Source organism: Streptomyces sp. JH002 (assembly GCF_050916115.1).
Classification (GTDB): Bacteria; Actinomycetota; Actinomycetes; order Streptomycetales; family Streptomycetaceae; genus Streptomyces; species Streptomyces xiamenensis.
The window spans coordinates 3349776-3368635 of record NZ_CP087989.1 but is presented as its reverse complement, the minus strand read 5'-3'; the positions used below and the strand labels follow the sequence as shown (position 1 = coordinate 3368635).

Here is an 18860-nt window from a genome sequence, read left to right as displayed (position 1 = left end):
CGGTCAGCGGGGGACCGGGGCGAGGGTGGTGACCGTCAGGTCGCCCGCCGCGTGGCGGGCTCGCAGCACCTTCTTGTCGTACTTGCCGACGCTGGTCTTGGGGACCTCCTCGATGGTCGTCCAGTGTTCGGGGAGCTGCCAGCGGGCGAGCCGTTCGCCGAGGAAGGCGCGCAGCGCGGCGTAGTCCACCTCGCCGGTGATGACGGGGACGACGCAGGCGAGCGGGCGTTCGCCCCACCGTTCGTCGGGCACGGCGACCACCGCCGCCTCCCGTACCTCTGGGTGGCCCATCAGCAGCCCTTCCAGCTCCACGGAGGAGATCCACTCGCCGCCCGACTTGATCACGTCCTTGGCGCGGTCGGTGAGGGTGAGGTAGCCGTCGGGGCTGATGGTGCCGACGTCGCCGGTGCGCAGCCAGCCGTCCGGGCTGAAGCGGTCGGCGGGGCGCTCGGGGCCGGTGGCGCCGGCGCCGCCGTAGTAGCCGCCGGCGATCCAGGGTCCGCGCACCTCCAGTTCGCCGGCCGCCGTGCCGTCCCAGGGCATCTCGGCGCCGTCCGGGCCGATCAGGCGGGCCTCGACGCCGGCCGGGAAGCGGCCCTGGCTGAGCCGGTAGGGCCACTCCTCCTCGGGAGTGAGGCCGGGCGGCGGCTGGGAGGTGGTGCCCAGGGGGGAGGTCTCGGTCATGCCCCAGGCGTGGGCGACGCGTACGCCGTACCGCTCGTCGAGGGTGCGCATCAGGCTCTCGGGGCAGGCGGAGCCACCGATGGTGACGGATGCGAGGGCGGAGATGTCGCGGGGGCGTTCGGCGAGTTCGTGGACGAGGGCCTGGAAGATGGTGGGAACGGCGGCGGCGTGCCGGGGGCGTTCGGCGGCGATCATGTCGGCGAGGGGCCCCGGCTGGAGGAACCGGTCGGGCATCAGCAGGCTGAAGCCGGAGAGCAGGGCGGCGTGCGGCAAGCCCCAGGAGAGCACGTGGAACTGCGGGACCACGGCCAGGGAGACGTCACCGGCGGTGAGGGCCATCGACTCGGCCGAGTTGACCTGCATGGAGTGCAGGTAGATGGACCGGTGCGAGTAGACGATGCCGCTGGGGTCCCCGGTGGTGCCGGAGGTGTAGCACAGGGCGGCGGCGGCGCGTTCGTCCAGGTCGGGCCACGGGTAGGTGGTGGGGCGGCCGGCGATCAGTTCCTCGTAGTCGTGGACGCGGGCCCGGGTACCGGCCAGGAGTGAGGTGTCGCCGGGGCCGCTGACCACGATGTGCTCGACCCGGTCGAGGGCGGGGAGCAGGGGCGCGAGCAGGGGCAGGACCGAGCCGTTCGCGATGATCACGCGGTCGTCCGCGTGCTGGATGATGAAGCTCAGCTGGTGGGCGGGGAGCCGCAGGTTGAGGGTGTGCAGGACGGAGCCCATGGCGGGGATCGCGAAGTACGCCTCGACGTGCTCCGCGTTGTTCCACATCAGGGTGGCGGCGGGCTGACCGGGGCGGACACCCAGCTCCCGCAGACCGTGGGCCAGCTGGGCGGCGCGGGCGCCGATCTCGGCGTAGGTACGGCGCCGGGGCGTGGCCGGGTCACCGGTCCAGGTGATCACCTGGGAGCCGCCGTGGATGCGCTGCCCGTGGCGCAGTATGCGTGTGACGGTGAGCGGTACGTCCTGCATCGTGCTGAACACCGGAGCCTCCCGAGGTCACTCTGAGTAACACCATGATGCCTCGGCAGTCTGACAGTGCGGACGCGATCTGTCAGGAGGGTGTGCGGGACGCGCTGCCCGCGCGGGGGGTTCCCGGCGGACGGCGGCCGGGGGGTGCCCGACGGGAGATCCGGGTCACGCGGGCCCGATGGGGCTGGGCCCGATCGGGCGGGCCGGGTCAGGCGGCGAGTACCTGGGGGCGGGTGACGGCCACCAGCTCGGTGTCCTCGCGCAGCTTGGCCAGCGCCCGGGAGACGGCGCTCTTGACGGTGCCGACCGACACCCCGAGCAGCTCGGCGGTGGCGGCCTCACTCATGTCCTCGTAGTACCGCAGGACGACCATGGCCCGCTGCCGCTCGGGCAGCTTGCGCACGGCCTGCCACATGGCCTCGCGTATCGCCTGCTGCTCGGCCGGATCGGGCTCGGGCAGCGGGTCGGGCTCGGGCAGCTCGTCCACCGCGTACTCGTCGACGCGGCGCTTGCGCCACTGCGAGGTGCGGGTGTTCACGAGCGCGCGCCGGACGTAGCCGTCCAGGGCGCGGTGGTCCTCGATGTTCTCCCACGCCACGTACGTCTTGGTCAGCGCGGTCTGGAGCAGGTCCTCGGCGTCGCTGGGGTTGGCGGTCAGCGAGCGGGCCGTACGCAGCAGCACGGGGCCGCGTGCCTGCACGTAGGAGGTGAAGGTCAGCGGCGTCCCCGACTGGGCCGTCCTGGGCGTGGTCATGGAAACCAACGTAGGCGGGGGCACCCCCTCACCGGATCGGCCACAGGTCGCGATGAGGTATCCCCCCCAGGGAGTAGAGGTGGTCCTGGTGACACCTCCCAGGGGTGGAGGAGCGGTGCGTGTCTCCTCAGGGGTCATCAGGGATCTCCCTGGTGATCGGGATGACCGTCCGCGACCGTGCGCGAGCAGACGTGACCGGGGACATGAGCACAGACATGACCGTGCGGCCGTACCTTCCGGTACGGCCGCACGGCCTGCCCCTGCCCGGTCACCCTCTGATGGCGCACCCCGGTGGGCCGTGGCCCGGGGGTGGGCTCAGTGGGCCCGACGGTTCACCACAGGGGGCTGAAGATCAGCTGGAAGTTCGTGGTGTCCTGGTCGATCGCCACGAAGCCCGCGTCCTTCACCTGGGCGGCGTTGCTCTGGTTGGTGGCTCCGGTTCCGGTGGCACCCTGCTGGATGGTGCCGGAGTTGCCGGTGTTGATGCCGGCCACCCCGCTGCCCACGGTGCTGATGGCGGTCGCGTCGGAGGCGACACCCGCCAGGGCGCCACTGTCGCCTACCAGCGCGTGGGCGGTGCCACCGAGCAGACCTACCGCCAGCGGGACCGAGGCGGCGGCAGCGATGACACGGGCGGTGCGGATGCTTGCCATGGAATTCCTCCAGTGAACCGAAGTGGTTGTTGAGCACGACGTCGCGGAAGCAGAGTTGCCCAAGCCCACTCCGGTCATTCGCGTTCCACCGGGTCATTCCCTCGCACGAATGAAGAGGTCGCGATAAACGTCTTCGGCCGACACGAAAGGCTGAACCCGCCTCAGGCAGAGGTGGTCAGTTCTTCGATTCTCTGGGCGAAATCGACGGCGGGAAGCGGCAGTTCGATTTCGTCGACGAAATGTACGGCGTCCGGCACATACCGCAGGACGGCGCTGGCCACGTCCGTCAGACAGCAGTGGTTGCCGCGCAGCAGGCCCAGCACGCGCAGCACCAGGTCAGTGGTGGCGCCGCCGCTCTCGGTGCTCTCACCGGCGTCCGCGGCCTCGCCGGAGCACTCGGCGGCCTGGCCGCGCCACAACTGCGCCTCCCACACCTCCCCGAGGGTGAGGTGGTGCAGATACAGGCAATAGGCGGCGGCACCGTCCCCCGCGCCCGCCGCGAACTGCCACCAGAATCGGGCGCTGTCCTCGCGACCGGCGAGCTGGAGCACACAGCCCAGCACCCGCGCTCCGTCCGGGTACGGAATGCGCCGGCCCAGAAAAGCGGACATGTGCTGGAGCGCGCCGTCCCGTTCGATGACGGTGCGGCACAGAATCTCCAGATGCCCGGCCGCCTCGGCGTCGATCTGCGCCCGGGGCGGCGGCAGCGCCTCGCCCCGTACCGAGCGGATCTCGTCGTCGAAGTGCAGGGCACCGAACAGCACACGGTGGGTGATGCGCGCGGCCAGCCGCAGTTCGGCGGCGTCCAGCTCGGCCTCGGTGTAGGGCCGCGCCGTGAGAGTGGCCTTGGCGAGCATCCGGTCAATCGGCGAGATCGGTGAGGTCACCGCTGCCTCCTTCCCGGTCGAGGCCGAGTGCTTCCTTCAGCCGCCGCCTGGCGTAGCGGGCGGTGGAACGGACCCCGGGCACGCTGATGCCCAGCACATCGGCCGTCTCCCGGACACCGTAGCCAAGGCAGTACAACAGGACGATCACATCATGCTGCCGTTCCGGCAGCTCCCGGATCGCCTGGTAGATGCTGAGGCTCTCCTCCAGTTCGCCGACCGGGTCCACGGCGTCCCGCAGGGCGGCGGTCTCGAAGGCGGCGGTGTCCATCACGACCGGCCGCCGGCCGCGGGAGCGGGCGGCCTCCAGCGTGCGGCTCCTGAGGATGGTCCAGGCGTACCCGGCGGGGCTGTCCAGCCGCAGCGCCTCGCCCCAGTCCTCGGCGAGCTGCTCGAAGGCGAGGTCCACCACGTCCTCGGCGCCGGGACGTTCCCCCAGGTACAGCTCGGCCCAGCGCACATAGGCGGGCCGGTACAGCTGGTGGAACGCCCGGAGGTCCGCGGGCAAGGGCATCACCCCCGCCAACGGGGCGCGAGATGCTTCGGTCACCGGTACCCCTCCAGGGCGCGTAGGGCGGCGGGAGTGTGACGCGGGATCACAGACCCACAGGTCCTCTCAAGTCGTGTGCGGAGAAGACACGTTGTGCGCCCTCTGCCCCTCACAACGAACAACGGGACCCCATCGTGCATCATCAAGACCAGAAAACTTACGGAATGAAGCGTTCCGACTACCCGAAACGATCATTCCCGGGCATACGTCGAGGGGCACCGCCGTACGGGAACACGTCGTTCCGGACTCCGCGGTACCCCTGGCGAGAACGGTGGCCGGCGGACCAGGGACGGCATCGCCATCCCGACGGTCCTCACGGCCACGGATCCCGCCGAGCAAGCCCAGTTTCCTGACCTGCGCCAGTGGCAGGCAACCCCTACCCTACCGCCGCCCCTTGCCCACAGGGCCGGTCATGACGGCCCCAACAACGCTTATATGAACGGCGGATGCCGAGCGATCGGCTCGTCCGCGCCGGTCGGCCCGACGCCGCGCCATGGCCTCGGTATCCGCCGGCGGCCGCCCGACGGAGCCCGGTGCGGGGCCCTCCTCGGAGAGCACCGAAGGGGACACGATCCGCGGCTCGGAGCGCATGACCAGCGACGGCGTGGCTCCTGCGATGGCCGGCGCACCGGCCCGGGGCCCGGCACGGCGGAGGGGGTGTCCGGGATCCGGACACCCCCTCGGGGTCGGCGTTCAGCCGTGCTGCGGAGACTGTGGGATTTGAACCCACGGTGACATCGCTGCCACGACGGTTTTCAAGACCGTTCCCTTAGGCCGCTCGGGCAAGTCTCCCCTGCCGTCCGTCGGGACGGCAGGAGTAAGGGTAACGGCTCGCGGTGGGTGGGACGGTGCTACGCGTCGCCCACCCGCTCGCCCAGCACGATGTCCGCCGTGTGCTCCTGGCCGCCGCGCTGGTACGTCACCGGGACGGTGTCGCCCGGTTCGTACGCCCAGATCTCGCTGATCAGGGTCGGACCGCTGTCGATCACCCGGTCGCCGAAGCGCGTGATCACATCGCCCGGCTGCAGGCCGGCCTCGGCGGCCGGGCCGCCCGGGGTGACCGCGTCGGTGCCCGCGGCGTCGGCGTCCGAGATCTTGGCGCCCAGGGTGTCGCCGCGCGTCTCCACCGAGGCGCCGATGATCGCGTACACCGGCTGACCGTTGTCGATCAGATCCTGTGCGACGCGCTGCGCCTGGTTGATCGGGATCGCGAATCCGAGACCGATGCTGCCCGCCTGGCTCTGGCCCATCCCACTTCCGGGGGTGGACTGGATCGCCGAGTTGACGCCGATGACCTCGCCGTCGCCGTTCAGCAGCGGGCCTCCGGAGTTGCCCGGGTTGATCGAGGCGTCGGTCTGCAGCGCGCTCATGTAGGAGGCGCTGCCGCCCTGGCCGTCGCTGGAGGCCACCGGACGGTTCTTGGCGCTCACGATGCCGGTGGTGACCGTTCCGGACAGGCCGAACGGGGCGCCGATGGCGATCGTGGCGTCGCCCACCGCCACCGCGTCCGAGTCACCCACCGGCAGCGGCACCAGGTCGCGGTCCCCCGCGTCCAGCAGGCGCAGCACCGCCACGTCGTACCCCTCGGCGCGGCCCACGACCTCCGCGTCGTAGCTCGTGCCGTCCGAGAAGGTGACCGTCAGGGTGCCGCCGTCGGCGGCCGAGGCCACGACGTGGTTGTTGGTGAGGATGTGGCCCTGCTCGTCGTAGACGAAGCCGGTGCCGGTGCCGCCCTCGGTGGAGCTCTGCGCCTCGATCGTCACCACGCTGGGCAGCGCCGCTTCCGCTATCCCCGCCACCGACTCCGGCGGGCGCGCGGAGGTGCCCTCGCCGGTGCCCGCGCCGGACGCCGCGGAACTGGTGGTGGCCGAGTCGCCGTCCGCCACCAGGTAGCCGACACCGCCGCCGACGCCGCCCGCCAGCAGTGTGGCGGCGATCACGGCCGCGATCAGGCCGGTGCGCCGCTTCTTCGGCGGCGGGGCGGCCCCGAACGCCGTCCACGGGACATCGGGCGGACCGGCCGGCGGGCCCACCGGCGGGCCGACCGGACCGCCGAACGCGCCCGGCGGAGGCCCGGCGGGCGCCGGCGGCGCCTCCGCGCCCGTCACGGCCGGGATCGGCGGCGCCGCGGGGGCGGGCGGCGGGCCCGGGGCGGCCGGCGGCACGGGGATGGGCGCCGTCGCGGGCGCGGCCGGGGACTCCTCCGGCGTGACCGCCGCCGGGGCCGGGGTGGGCCGCTCCTCCGGCTGGGCCAGGCCCTCCTTCTCGGTGCTCACAGCTGTCTCCTCGGGTGCACGAGCGGTCGGGGGTGGTGCGGGGCAGTGCGGGAAGTCTTCCCCAGTGTCTGTCAGCGGGACGTAAACCCGGTGCATGACAGGATGAGCCGATGGAACCCGCACCCCACCGGATTCAGGTGATCGCGCACCGGGGCTCCTCCGAGGACGCCCCCGAGCACACCCTGGCCGCCTACCGGCAGGCCATCGAGGACGGCGCGGACGCGCTGGAATGCGATGTCCGGCTGACGGCGGACGGCCATCTGGTGTGTGTGCACGACCGGCGGGTCAACCGCACCTCCAACGGCCGCGGCGCCGTGTCCACCCTGGAGCTGGCGCAGCTGAACGAGCTGGACTTCGGCTCCTGGATGACGCCCTCCGGCGGGGCCGAGGCACCCGACGCCGCCGACCCCGAGCGGACCACGGTCCTCACTCTGGAACGTCTGCTGCGGCTGGTCGCCGACGCCGACCGGCCGATCGGGCTCGCCATCGAGACCAAGCACCCCACCCGCTGGGCGGGCCGGGTCGAGGAGCGGCTGCTGGAACTCCTGGACGCGCATCCGCTGCCGGGCCAGGTCCGTGTCATGTCCTTCTCGGCCCGTTCGCTGCAGCGGGTGCACAAGGCCGCCCCGCAGCTGCCCACCGTCTTCCTGATGCAGTTCCTGCTGCCCAGGAACCGCACCGGCCGGCTGCCCGCCGCCGCCTCGATCGCCGGCCCCGGCATCCGGATCCTGCGCCGCGACCCCGGTTATGTGGAACGGGCGCACCGCGCCGGTCACCGGGTGCACGTGTGGACGGTGGACGACCCGGCGGACGTCGAGCTGTGCGCGCGACTCGGGGTGGACGCGATCATCACCAACCGGCCGCGTACGGTGCGTGACCAGCTGAGGCGCATGGGTTGACCAAAGCCTGACAGGGAGTGCACCGGCGCATTCGCTTCGTATCCGATCATTACGAGTACGTCAACGGATGGGGCACAGCCGGTTTCCGCTTTCCGCCCCGGGGGCATCCCCATCTTGGCGTGGGGCAAAGGAGGTATCGGGGGTGGCGTTGGTGGTAACTCAGCAGGTGCCGACGTCGTCGTCCATGTCGGTCCCCCATGGCCCCGGTGGCGTGGGGACGGCACGACGGCGTATGCGATCGGAATTGCTCGAAAATGGTGCCAGGGAATCGATCATCGACGATGCGGTATTGATCCTTTCCGAACTGCTCAGTAATGCATATCGACATGCACGGCCACTGAACGAAGGCCGCCATGTCCGGGCGTCCTGGTCCCAGGACGCCGACGGTGAGATCACCATCTCGGTCACGGACGGTGGCGGGCCGACCCGGCCACGCGCCGGCTCCCCGTCCGTCACGGCGCGCGGCGGCCGCGGGCTGACCATCATCGGCTCACTCGCCCGCGCCTGGGGCGTGCACGACGCCGACCCGTCCGGCGCGGTGACGGTGTGGGTGGTGCTGGATCCGCGCTGAGGGGCGGAGGGCGGCCCGCGCGGAGCCACTAAGCTCGCGGCGAAGCCGTAGGAGTACGCGACACACGCAGGAGAGCCGTCCGCATGGCCAAGAAGCGCCGCCCCCGTACCCAGCCCAGCGCCGCGGCCACGCCGCAGCTCACCGACGGCGAGATCCCCGTCGTCGGCGCGCGCGAGCCGTGCCCGTGCGGCTCGGGACGCCGCTACAAGGCCTGCCACGGCCGTGCCGCCGCCCAGGCGGCCACCGAGCTGGTGCGCCGCCCCTTCGAGGGCCTGCCCGGCGAGTGCGACTGGGTCGCGCTGCGCGAGCTGGTGCCCGCCGCCACCGTGCCGCTGACCCTGCGCGAGGGGCTGCCGCAGGACGTCCCGGCGCTCACCCTGGCCACCGTGCTGCCGATGGCCTGGCCGGCGCTGCGCCGTGACGACGGCGCCGTGCTGCTCGCCCTGCAGAACGACACCGCCACCGGCGACCTCTCGCGCGACCTCGCCGATGTGCTCACCCGCGCGCTGGCCACCACCCCCGGCAGCCCGGTGGCCGCCGGCCGCACCGCCTCCGGCGGGCCCCGGCTCCAGGACCTGCTGGACCTGTCCGCCCCGTTCGTGCCCGAGGTGCACAGCGGCTTCGAGTTCTGGCTGGATGACGCCGAGTCCGCCACCGGCGAGGTCGCCGCCTCCCTGGAGCGCGCCAACGCCGCCGCCGTGCCCACCACCCGGCTGACCGGTGTGGACGCCGCGTACTGGTGCCGCACCCCCGAGAAGAACCACCTGCGGTGGGTCATGCCGCACCCCGAGGACCAGCTGCTGGACGCGCTCGCCCGGCTGCACGCCGCCGGCGCGTCGTCCCTGGGCGAGGACACCCGTCTGGTGGGTTCCTTCCGGGCGCACGGACTGACCGTGCCGGTGTGGGATCTGCCCAGTGCCTTCGGGGCCGAGGAGTGCGAGAAGCCGGCCACCGCGTTCGGCGAGCGGCTGGCCGAGGCGCTGGCCGCGACCACCCCGCTCACCCCCGAGGAGCGCAAGGCCCGCAGCGGCCTCACGAACCGTCAGATCACCCTGAACTAGCGGTCATCCGAAAGGAGTGATTCCGGTCACAGGGCCCCGGGTGGATGGCGGGATCCACCCGCGCGGGGGCCGGCCGGGATTTGCGATTCCCGCTGGAGTTGTTACCGTCTGAAGTGAGCCCGGTCGCTGGTGCATCCCCCGTCGCCAGCGACCGGGTTCTTGCGTGTCCGCCCGCGGACGGCCCTCAGTGCGCCAGCCGCGAGCCGCCGCCCGGCGTACGGATCGCCGCCTCCACGAGCACATCGAGCAGCGCGGCGGTGCGCGGCAGCCGGATCCGCCCGTCCCGCCCCGGCCACGGGCCGTGCAGCCAGGCCGCCCGGCCGGCCGCCAGTTCCGAGGGCGGCAGCGGTACGTAGCCCCCCGCGGAGTGGAACCGCAGCGAGCCGGGCACCAGGTCCTGGGCGTACAGCAGTTCCCCCAGCTCGGCCGGGTCGTACGGCGCCACCAGCCAGCAGGCCCGGGTGGGGGTGACCAGCACCGGCCCGGTCCGCACGCCCCGGCTCGCCAGTTCGGCCTGGGCCCAGGGGGCGGCCGCGGCGGGCAGGCTCAGCGCGCACGGCGCCCCGTCGGTGCCGGTGGCCAGGATGATCGGCGCGGTGGGCCGTTCGGTCCACCACCACCGCACCATCCGGGGATCGCTGCTGGCCGCCAGCAGCTCGGGGTCCAGGGGGTGGGCACCGGGCACCACGCAGGTGGCCTTCCCGCAGCCGCAGCGGCCGTCCGCCCCCCGCTCGACGCCGGGCAGCACCGGCCAGCCCCAGCGCCGGGCATAGCCGAAGGCGGCGTCGCGCAGCACGCGGTCATCGCCGTGACCGGATCCGTTGTCGTCCTTCCCCCCGCTTTCGCCCTTGCCGTTCGTGCGTCGCATTCCGAGGATCTCGCGCATGAGCGCTCGTCCCTTCCTTCGCGGCTGATTGAGGGCCGGAAGAGATCCTCCGGCCAATCACTCACGTGGAACTTAGATCACCGTGTGTAGCGTCTTGCGCATTGGTGAGGACGCCAGAACCCAAACAACCGTTCCGGCCGTGACTGGCCCGGAGCACTACCCCGTACGTACCCAGCCCGTCCGGCGCGACCGCCGCCGGCTCCTCCCAGTCGATCGCGCGTCCCACGCACCGGCGTTCCTTTTACGCCAAACTCTTCTGGACCCGGCCTGTCGATCAGAGAACACCACAGTCACACGGGCATCATCATTCCCGACCCAAGAGCACACCGGACACCAAGGTCCCGCCCACCGGCAGCGGTGCGCCGTTCGTGGCCGCCCCGCACAACAGGGGGGTTTGCGATGAGATCGCGGCAGTCGCTCCTCGACGGAAGAGAGCGCCCATGAGCACATCCGTCCCCTCGAATGTGGCCGGAATCCACCCAACGATCACCCCTGTACCGCAAACTCCTCCACCCACTGACGCACCCGTCCCACCCGGCGCGGGGCCCGAACGGCTCGCCTCCTGGATCAGCGACCTCAGCGCTCTCCACGACCTCACCGAGCGCCTCGCCCGTACCAGCACGCTCAGTGATGCAATTCACGAGACTCTCCGTGCCGGAGCGCACCTGATCGGCGCACGCCGCGGCTTGATCGCGCTGCGCCCCGAGGAGTCCGGCGACCCCGGTGCGCCGGACGGCGACGCCGCCGTCGGCCGGCCCCGGCCCACCGCTCCCGACCGGCTCGTCGGCTACGGCCTCACCCCCGGCGAACTCGGCCACCTGGAGACCGTGCCGGACACCGCCGCCCCCCACACCCGGCTCCTGGACGCCGCGACGCAGGACACCCCCGCCGGCCCCACCGAGCTGACCCACCAGGACATCGCCGCCGACGACACACTCGACCCCCGGCACCGCGACGTCGCCCGGCGCCTGGGCGCCGCCGCCAGCCACGCCGTCCTGCTCACCGCCGGACCGGGCGCCGCGGACGCCGACCCCGCCCGGAGCCCGGACCGCCGGCTGCGCGCCGCCGCCGTCTGGCTCTACGACCAGCCCACCGAGCCCGACCAGCGCCAGCGCCATCTGCTCGGCCGCTATCTGCGGCACGCCGCCCAGCAGCTCGCCCACCACGCCACCCTCGCCGCCGCCCGCGCCGAGCTGGCCACACTGCGCGAAGGACTGCTGCCCAGCCGGCTGCCGTACCTCCCCGGCGTCACCCTCGCCGTGCGCCACCGGCCCCTGCCGGCCGGCGGCGGCGACTTCTACGACGCCCTCGCCCTGCCCGAACAGGCACTGGGCCTGGCCATCGGCAGCACCGGCGGCAGCGGCCCGGCCACCGTGGCCGCCATGGGACGGCTGCGCGCCGGGCTGCGCGCCTACGCCGTCATGGAGGGCGAGGACCCGGTCGCCGTCCTGTCCGACCTGGAACTGCTGCTGCGGCTGACCGAACCCGCCCGCTCCGCCACCGCGCTGTTCGGCTACGCCGAGCCCGCCGCCGGGCGCCTCGTGCTCGCCTCCGCCGGGCACCCGCCGCCCCTGGTCATCGGGGAACACCGGGCCGAGTTCGCCGACACCACGCTCTCCGCCCCGCTCGGCATGCTCGCCTGCTGGGAGGCGCCCAGCGTCGAGATCGACGTCGCGCGGGGAGAAACGGTCCTGCTGTACAGCGCCGGACTGCTGCGCCGCACCGGCGAGCCCATGGACCGGGCCTTCGCCCGGCTGAGAACCGCGGCCCGCGCCGCGGCACCCGAGGTGCGCGCCGACCCCGAGGCCCTCCTCGACCACATGCTGCGCACCGTGCCCGCCACCGACAGCGGCGCCGAGGAGGTCGTACTGCTCGCCGTTCGCTTCCACTGAGCCACGCCGCGTCACACCGGGTACCACCAGGCGGCACCGGGGAGTGCCATGCCATATGTCTGGCCCTGAACGGCTCTGTCCGGCATCCCCCACTCGCACATACGATGGAACCCGGTCCCCACCGGGACCCGCCGGCACGCGAGGAGGCAGCAGGGTGGCCGAGGAAGCCAAGCCCACGGACGGGAAGAAGCCCGCCGAGACCATCAAGCAGCGCAAGAACAACGTGAACAAGACGGTCTCCGACGAGCTCGCCGAGAACATGAAGAGCGGCTGGGCCGACACCGAGCAGCGCGATCTGGCCCCCGTCCCGCAGGCCGGCCACACCGCCGCCCGGCGCGCCGCGCTCTCCGCCCGTTTCCCCGGCGAGCGACTGGTCATCCCGGCCGGCCGGCTGAAGACGCGCTCCAACGACACGGAGTACCCCTTCCGCGCCGCCACCGAGTACGTCTACCTCACCGGCAACCAGACCGAGGACGGCGTCCTGGTCCTGGAGCCCACCGAGAACGCCGAGGGCGCGCCGGACGGCCGGGGCCACGAGGCCACGCTGTACCTGCTGCCCCGCTCCGACCGCGAGAACGGCGAGTTCTGGCTCAGCGGCCAGGGCGAGCTGTGGGTCGGCCGCCGCGACAGCCTGGCCGAGGCCGAGCAGCTGTACGGGCTCCCCGTCGCCGACGTGCGCACCGTCGCCGCGCTGCTCAAGGAGGCCACCGGCCCGGTGCGCGTGGTCCGCGGCCACGACAGCACCATCGAGACGGCCCTCACCGACAAGATCACCGCCGAGCGCGACGCCGAGCTCAAGAGCTTCCTGTCCGAGCAGCGGCTGATCAAGGACGAGTTCGAGATCGCCGAGCTGACGTACGCCTGCGAGGCCACCGCGCGCGGCTTCGAGGATGTCGTCCGGGTGCTGGACAAGGCCGTCGCCACCTCCGAGCGCTACATCGAGGGCACCTTCTTCCTGCGGGCCCGCGTCGAGGGCAACGATGTCGGGTACGGCTCGATCTGCGCGGCCGGACCGCACGCCACCACCCTGCACTGGGTCCGCAACGACGGGCAGGTGCGCCCCGGCGAGCTGCTCCTGCTGGACGCCGGCGTGGAGACCCGCTCCCTCTACACCGCCGATGTCACCCGCACACTGCCCATCGACGGCCGCTTCACCGCGCTCCAGCGCACGATCTACGACGCCGTGTACGAGGCCCAGGAGGCGGGCATCGCCGCCGTGCGGCCGGGCGCCAAGTACCGCGACTTCCACGAGGCGGCCCAGCGCGTACTGGCCGGGCACCTGGTGGCGTGGGGCCTGCTGGAGGGCCCGGTCGACCGGGTGCTGGAGCTGGGGCTGCAGCGCCGCTGGACCCTGCACGGCACCGGCCACATGCTGGGCCTGGACGTGCACGACTGCGCCGTCGCGCGGCGGGAGGCGTACGTCGAGGGCACCCTGGAGCCCGGCATGGTGCTGACCGTGGAGCCGGGCCTGTACTTCCAGGCCGATGACCTCACGGTGCCCGAGGAGTACCGGGGCATCGGCGTGCGCATCGAGGACGACCTGCTGGTCACCGAGGACGGCACCCGTAACCTCTCGGCCGGCCTGCCGCGCGAGGCCGGGGAGGTCGAGGCCTGGATGGCCCGGCTGACCGGCTGATTCCGTACCTCCGCCGGCCGGGGCCGCGGCCCCGGCCGGCGCCTGAACGTTCCGCCTGGGACGCGAGGTGTCAAGAGGGTGTTTTCGGGTACAGCCCTGGGAACACGGACACCTCCCGTCCCGTTGGACAAGCAGCCAGACCGTTCACAACCGTGCTGAACGGTGTCACCCACCATGAAAGGAGATAACTTGTCCGCCAATTCGTCGGACCCTCCTGGGCATAGTCCCCGACCACCTCGTCCGCATGGAACGCACAGCGGCACACGGCGAGGTGGTGTCAGTTGAGTGCCGCGCTACTGGGTCTGCTGGCAGTGATCGTGCTGACAGCCGGCACCGGGTATTTCGTAGCCCAGGAATTCGCCTACGTGGCCGCCGACCGGCTGGCCCTGCAGAGCGAGGCCGACGCGGGTGACAAGCGTGCCGCCCGCGCGCTGAAGGTCCAGGAACGGCTGTCCTTCATGCTCTCCGGCGCCCAGCTGGGCATCACCGTGACGGGCCTGATCGTGGGTTTCCTGGCGGAACCCGCCTTCGCCACCCTGCTCGATCCCGTACTGAGCGGCATGGGCGTGCCCGAGGCCGCCGCGACCGGTGTCGCGCTGGTGACGGCGTTCCTGCTGGCCACCGTCATCCAGATGGTCCTGGGTGAGCTGGGCCCCAAGAATCTCGCGCTCGCCGTACCCGAGCGCCTGGCCAAGTCCCTCGCCTCCTCCACCCTCGCCTACCTGAAGATCGCGGGCCCCGTGGTCCATGTCTTCGACTCGGTGGCCAACAAGCTGCTGCGCAAGGTCGGCATCGAGCCGGTCGAGGAACTCCACCACGGGGCGACCCTGGAGGAGCTGGGACGGCTGATCGACGAATCCCACGAGCACGGGCAGCTGACGCATGACACCGCGCAGCTCCTCGATCACGCTCTGGAGTTCTCGGATCGCACCCTCGCAGAGGTGATGGTGCCCAGGGTCGACGTGTCCTATGTACGCGCCACCGATCCGGCCTCCTCCGTCGTCGCGCTGATCGGCGAGCACGGCCACTCCCACTACCTGGTGGTCGGCGAGCGGATCGATGACATCACCGGCGTGCTCGGGGTGCGCGAGCTGATGCGCGCGACCCCGCCGGAGCTGGCGGACGCCCAGGCGGGCCCGCTGGCCAGGACCGCGCTGTTGCTGCCCGACACCCTGCCGCTGCCGGGTGCCGTGGAACAGATGCAGGCGGCCGGCGAGGAGTTCGCCGTGGTGCTGGACGAGTACGGCGGTCTGGCCGGCATCGTCACCCTGGAGGACATCGCCGAGGAACTGGTCGGCGACATCGCCGATGAGACCGACGAGATCGAGCTGCCGGCGATCGCCGACGGCACAAGCTGGCTGGTGGACGCGGGCCGCCGCGTCGACGAGGCGGCCGAGGCCACCGGCATCGCACTGCCGGAGGAAGAGGACTTCGAGACCGTGGCCGGTCTGATCATCAACCGCTGTGGCCGTTTCCCCGGCGTCGGCGACCGCATCGAGGTCGGCCTGGCGGACGGCGCCACGGCCGTCATCGAGGTGCTCACCCTCGACCGGCGGGTGCCTGGCCGGGTCCGGCTGGAGCGCGTCGAACCGCCCGCGGAGGGCACCGCCGGGGGTCTCCCGGTGGGCGCGCCGCGTGAACGGGTGGAGCAGCGCTCATGAGCATGGGCATGGCAGCGTTCATCACCGTGCTGCTGCTGATCGGCAGTGGCTTCTTCGTGGCCGCCGAGTTCGCGCTGGTCGCCGCCAAGCGGCACCGCCTGGAGCAGGCCGTCACCGAGGGCAAGCGCGGCGCCAAGGCGGCGCTCGCCGGAACGCGTGAGCTCTCGCTCATGCTGGCCGGCGCCCAGCTGGGCATCACCGCGTGCACCCTGGGGCTGGGCTCCATCTCCAAGCCGGCGATCTCGCACGAGGTCGATCCGCTGCTGGAGAAGCTGGGGCTGCCCGGCGGGCTCTCCTACGGCATCGCGTTCCTGTTCGCGATGGTCGTGGTGGTCTTCCTGCACATGGTGGTCGGCGAGATGGCGCCCAAGTCCTGGGCGATCTCCCATCCGGAGCGCTCGGCGATGCTGCTGGCACCGCCGTTCCGTGCGGTGGTGGGGGCGGTCCGGCCGGTCATCTGGCTGATGAACAAGATCGCCAACGGTCTGGTGCGGCTGTGCAAGGTGACCCCGCGCGAGGAGCTGACCTCGATCCACGACCGGGAGCAGCTGGCCCATCTGGTCGGCGAGTCCCAGCGGCTCGGCCTGATCAGTGAGGCCGACTCGGGGCTGATCACCCGCTCGCTGACCCAGCCGCTGTCGCCGGTGGGCGGCATCCTGGTGCCGGCCGACAAGATCGCGGAGGTGCCGGCGGGCGCCGGGGCCGACGCGATCCTGACCGCGGCGACCGCCAGCGACCACACCCGGCTGCTGGTACGGGACGGGGAGCGGATCCTCGGCTCGGTGCACGCGCGCGACGCCATCGTGGCGCGGGCCCGCGGACAGCGGGTCACCGCGGGCGAGCTGGCCCGGCCGGTGCCCGAGCTGGCCCCGGACGACACCGTCTCCTACGCGGTGGAGCAGCTGCGGCAGCGGCGCGCCTCGCTGGCGGTGGTCCGCGACGGTGACGGACGGCTGTCCGGGCTGATCAGCCTGGATGACCTGCTGGTGCGGCTGATGCGGCCGGAACCGGTGGCGTAAAGGAGCGGGCGAGGGCCCCGGGACGGAAAACCGTCCCGGGGCCCTCGTGTGTACGGGCGCCAACCCCTGCGGTCACCCCGGCCTGATCACCTCGACCAGCCGGCTGAAATCGTCCCCGCCGTGGCCCCGGGCGACGGCCCGGTCGGCGAGTGCCTTGACCGACCGCAGCACGCTCGCGTCCAGGCCACGGGCGACGACGGCGTCGATGATGTGTCCGATGCCGGTCGCCTCCACCGCCAGATTGCCGACGTCGCCCGGGTAGTGCCGGGCGTCCACGTCCCGCGCGGCGCCGGCGAGGGCGCTGCCCATGCCGCCCAGGCCGAGCACGGTGACGTCCGTGGGGTGCGGGGTCATCGGACGGGCTTCCTCCCCGTGCCGCTCAGCAGGGTGGCGAGCGCGGGGCTGTCCTGATCGCCGAGTCCGGCGGAGACCGCGCGGTTCAGGAGTTCCTGCACCGGGATCAGCAGTGCCGGATCGACGCCCTGCGCGGTACTGGCCTCGATGAGATTCACGAAAGCGGTGGCCTGCATCGCGAGGGGTGAGGACACCGGGCCGAATTCTCCGCTGTCGATCTGCCGGGCCCAGTCCGGGAATCCGGACATCATCGCGGTCATCCAGGGAATCAGCAGTTCGTCGGTGAATTCCCGGGTGCTCCCGCCCTCCGTCCGGGCGAGCGCGGTCGCGTGCAGATATCCGGCGAACAGCCCGTACATTCCGCTGAGCAGCGCGAGATCGTACAGGGACGCCAGGCCGGGATCATCGCCCAGCCAGCGGGCGGCGCCCAGCAGTTCGAGGGCGGTGCGGTGCTCCTCCAGGGCGGACCGGTCGCCGCTGTACAGCACCAGCGAGCCGGGCCCGCCGATCATCGGCGGGACGGCCATGATGCCGCCGTCCACGTACCGTGCGCCGCGCTGGGTGGCCCACTCGGCAAACTCCCGTGCCTGGGCCGGGGTGCCGTTGGTGAGGTGGACCAGGGTCCGGCCCCGCAGGGCGTCGCCGATCGCGCCCAGGGTGGCGTAGGCCGCGGTGTGGTCCAGCACGCACAGCACGACCAGTTCGCCGGCCGTCACCGCCTGCCGGGCGTCGTCGGCCCGGGTGGCGCCGCGTGCGGCCAGGGCGTCCGCCCTGGCCGGGGTGCGGTTCCAGACGGTGACCGGATGGCCGCCGTCGAGGAACGCGGTGGCCAGGGCGCTTCCCATGGCGCCCAGGCCCAGCACCGTCACCGGAGTGACGGGGGATGTCCCGCTCACGTGTTTCGCTCCGCTCCGTGTCAAGGGGTATGAGAACTGGCGCCAGGAGAAAGCCTGTTCCACGGCGGTACGATCGGCAAGTACCGACTGTGAAGTCAGATACCTACCTACAGGTGCGTACGGGCGGGGAGTCGCGATGCGGGAACAGCCTTATGTGTGCGGAATTGACGCGGCCGTCGATGTCATCGGCGGAAAATGGAAAGTGCTCATTCTGTGGGCGCTGAAGGACGGCAAGCAGCGTTTCGGGGAAGTGAAACGGCAGCTTCCCGGGGTCAGCGAGAAGGTGCTGATCCAGCAGCTGCGGGAGCTGGAGGCCGACGAGATCGTGCACCGGGAGGTCTACCGCGAGGTGCCGCCGAAGGTGGAGTACTCGCTGACCGCGCTGGGGGTTTCGCTGAACGGGGCGCTGGGCCCGCTGGGGGACTGGGGCCGGGAGAACATGGCGCACATCGCGGCCGTCCGCGGGGCGCTGTGCGCGGACAAGGCGGGGAAGACGAAGGCCGGGGCCATGGGCGGCACGCGCTGAGCGTGCCGCCCATGGCCCCGGCGGGCAGTACGGGGGTGGTGCGGGTGGGGTGCGGTCAGTCGCCGATCGTTACGGACTCGATGACGATGTCCTTGACCGGCCGGTCCTGGGCGGCGGTCTCGGTGGTCGCGATGGCGTCCACCACGGCCCGGGACTCCTCGTCGGCGACCTCGCCGAAGATGGTGTGCTTCCCGTTGAGGTGCTCGGTCGGGACCACCGTGATGAAGAACTGCGAGCCGTTGGTGCCCGAACCGTCCGGGTTGAGCCCCGCGTTGGCCATCGCCAGCAGGTACGGCTCGTCGAAGGTCCGGCCGGAATCGACCTCGTCGTCGAACTGGTAGCCGGGGCCGCCCATGCCGGTGCCCTGCGGGTCGCCGCCCTGGATCATGAAGCCGTCGATCACCCGGTGGAAGATGAGGTCCTGGTAGAGCGGCTCGCCGTCCTGCTGCCCCTCCCAGGGCAGCGAACCGTCCGCCAGTCCGGCGAAGTTGGTCACCGTCAGCGGCGCTTCCTCGGGGAACAGCGTCACCGTGATGTCGCCCTCGCTGGTGTGCAGGACGGCGCTGGTGGCCTGCGACGCCTCCGCCCCTGCGGGGCCGGCCAGGGAGGACGGGATGTCCTGCCCGAGGTCGCTCTGCTCCTCTTCCTGCCCGTCCTGCTCCTGCTGCCCGCCCTGCTGTTCC

General features: G+C 72.1%; 18 protein-coding genes and 1 tRNA gene. 8 read left to right on the top strand and 11 right to left on the bottom strand.

Annotated features, from left to right (window positions below; translation table 11 throughout):
* Positions 1–3: 3 nt before the first annotated feature.
* From H7827_RS15320 to H7827_RS15290, 7 genes are all read right to left on the bottom strand, one after another.
* Positions 4–1671: a long-chain fatty acid--CoA ligase gene (locus H7827_RS15320; RefSeq protein WP_432745799.1), complete on the bottom strand. Its 1668-nt coding sequence runs from the start codon at positions 1669–1671 to the stop codon at positions 4–6.
* A gap of 196 nt (positions 1672–1867) precedes the next feature.
* Positions 1868–2413 carry a SigE family RNA polymerase sigma factor gene (locus tag H7827_RS15315; protein ID WP_030732344.1) on the bottom strand — a complete coding sequence of 182 codons (546 nt, stop codon included), beginning with the start codon at positions 2411–2413 and terminating at the stop codon, positions 1868–1870.
* Between the two features lie 332 nt (positions 2414–2745).
* Positions 2746–3066, bottom strand: coding sequence for a hypothetical protein (locus H7827_RS15310; RefSeq protein ID WP_030732346.1), 321 nt, complete (start codon positions 3064–3066; stop codon positions 2746–2748).
* A 161-nt stretch (positions 3067–3227) separates the two neighbouring features.
* A complete protein-coding gene (locus tag H7827_RS15305; RefSeq protein ID WP_386542083.1) occupies positions 3228–3953 on the bottom strand; it encodes a hypothetical protein in 726 nt (241 codons plus the stop codon).
* Complete coding sequence (locus H7827_RS15300) at positions 3928–4464, bottom strand: sigma-70 family RNA polymerase sigma factor (RefSeq protein ID WP_432747991.1); 537 nt, start codon at positions 4462–4464, stop codon at positions 3928–3930. Before H7827_RS15300 ends, H7827_RS15305 begins: the two co-directional genes overlap by 26 nt.
* Before the next feature lie 741 nt (positions 4465–5205).
* A tRNA-Ser gene (locus H7827_RS15295) sits at positions 5206–5292 on the bottom strand.
* Between the two features lie 59 nt (positions 5293–5351).
* Entirely contained in the window at positions 5352–6776 is a 1425-nt protein-coding gene (locus tag H7827_RS15290) for a S1C family serine protease (protein WP_432745796.1), read from the bottom strand.
* 110 nt (positions 6777–6886) lie between these two features.
* Here H7827_RS15290 and H7827_RS15285 point away from each other — a divergent pair, with 110 nt between their 5' ends.
* The 3 genes from H7827_RS15285 to H7827_RS15275 all read left to right on the top strand — a co-directional run bounded on the left by H7827_RS15285 (position 6887) and on the right by H7827_RS15275 (position 9307).
* Complete coding sequence (locus tag H7827_RS15285; protein WP_386536006.1) at positions 6887–7675, top strand: glycerophosphodiester phosphodiesterase; 789 nt, start codon at positions 6887–6889, stop codon at positions 7673–7675.
* 142 nt (positions 7676–7817) lie between these two features.
* A complete protein-coding gene (locus H7827_RS15280; protein WP_030732362.1) occupies positions 7818–8246 on the top strand; it encodes an ATP-binding protein in 429 nt (142 codons plus the stop codon).
* Positions 8247–8329: 83 nt separating this feature from the next.
* Entirely contained in the window at positions 8330–9307 is a 978-nt protein-coding gene (locus tag H7827_RS15275) for a DUF5926 family protein (protein ID WP_200366076.1), read from the top strand.
* 184 nt (positions 9308–9491) lie between these two features.
* Here H7827_RS15275 and H7827_RS15270 read toward each other — a convergent pair whose 3' ends face one another.
* Positions 9492–10193 carry a bifunctional DNA primase/polymerase gene (locus tag H7827_RS15270; protein ID WP_432745794.1) on the bottom strand — a complete coding sequence of 234 codons (702 nt, stop codon included), beginning with the start codon at positions 10191–10193 and terminating at the stop codon, positions 9492–9494.
* A gap of 440 nt (positions 10194–10633) precedes the next feature.
* On the opposite strand from H7827_RS15270, the gene H7827_RS15265 reads away from it, so the two are divergent.
* The 4 genes from H7827_RS15265 to H7827_RS15250 all read left to right on the top strand — a co-directional run bounded on the left by H7827_RS15265 (position 10634) and on the right by H7827_RS15250 (position 16401).
* A complete protein-coding gene (locus H7827_RS15265) occupies positions 10634–12085 on the top strand; it encodes a PP2C family protein-serine/threonine phosphatase (protein ID WP_432745792.1) in 1452 nt (483 codons plus the stop codon).
* A 154-nt stretch (positions 12086–12239) separates the two neighbouring features.
* Positions 12240–13721: an aminopeptidase P family protein gene (locus tag H7827_RS15260; RefSeq protein ID WP_432745790.1), complete on the top strand. Its 1482-nt coding sequence runs from the start codon at positions 12240–12242 to the stop codon at positions 13719–13721.
* Positions 13722–14002: 281 nt separating this feature from the next.
* The gene (locus H7827_RS15255; protein WP_432745788.1) at positions 14003–15382 is read left to right on the top strand and encodes a hemolysin family protein; all 1380 of its coding nucleotides are present in this window, start codon (positions 14003–14005) and stop codon (positions 15380–15382) included.
* Complete coding sequence (locus H7827_RS15250; protein WP_432745786.1) at positions 15379–16401, top strand: hemolysin family protein; 1023 nt, start codon at positions 15379–15381, stop codon at positions 16399–16401. The genes H7827_RS15255 and H7827_RS15250 overlap by 4 nt, the downstream gene beginning before the upstream one ends.
* Before the next feature lie 72 nt (positions 16402–16473).
* On the opposite strand, the gene H7827_RS15245 is transcribed toward H7827_RS15250, so the two are convergent.
* Together H7827_RS15245 and H7827_RS15240 are read right to left on the bottom strand one after the other, a co-directional pair.
* Positions 16474–16755 carry a hypothetical protein gene (locus tag H7827_RS15245; RefSeq protein ID WP_432745785.1) on the bottom strand — a complete coding sequence of 94 codons (282 nt, stop codon included), beginning with the start codon at positions 16753–16755 and terminating at the stop codon, positions 16474–16476.
* Positions 16752–17651 carry an NAD(P)-dependent oxidoreductase gene (locus H7827_RS15240; RefSeq protein WP_432745783.1) on the bottom strand — a complete coding sequence of 300 codons (900 nt, stop codon included), beginning with the start codon at positions 17649–17651 and terminating at the stop codon, positions 16752–16754. The genes H7827_RS15245 and H7827_RS15240 overlap by 4 nt, the downstream gene beginning before the upstream one ends.
* Positions 17652–17787: 136 nt before the next feature.
* Between H7827_RS15240 and H7827_RS15235 the strand changes: the two genes are divergently transcribed.
* A complete protein-coding gene (locus tag H7827_RS15235; protein ID WP_432745781.1) occupies positions 17788–18177 on the top strand; it encodes a winged helix-turn-helix transcriptional regulator in 390 nt (129 codons plus the stop codon).
* Between the two features lie 55 nt (positions 18178–18232).
* Here the strand turns inward: H7827_RS15235 and H7827_RS15230 are convergent, their stop codons facing one another.
* The gene (locus H7827_RS15230; protein WP_046725627.1) at positions 18233–18781 is read right to left on the bottom strand and encodes a peptidylprolyl isomerase; all 549 of its coding nucleotides are present in this window, start codon (positions 18779–18781) and stop codon (positions 18233–18235) included.
* Between the last annotated feature and the right edge of the window lie 79 nt (positions 18782–18860).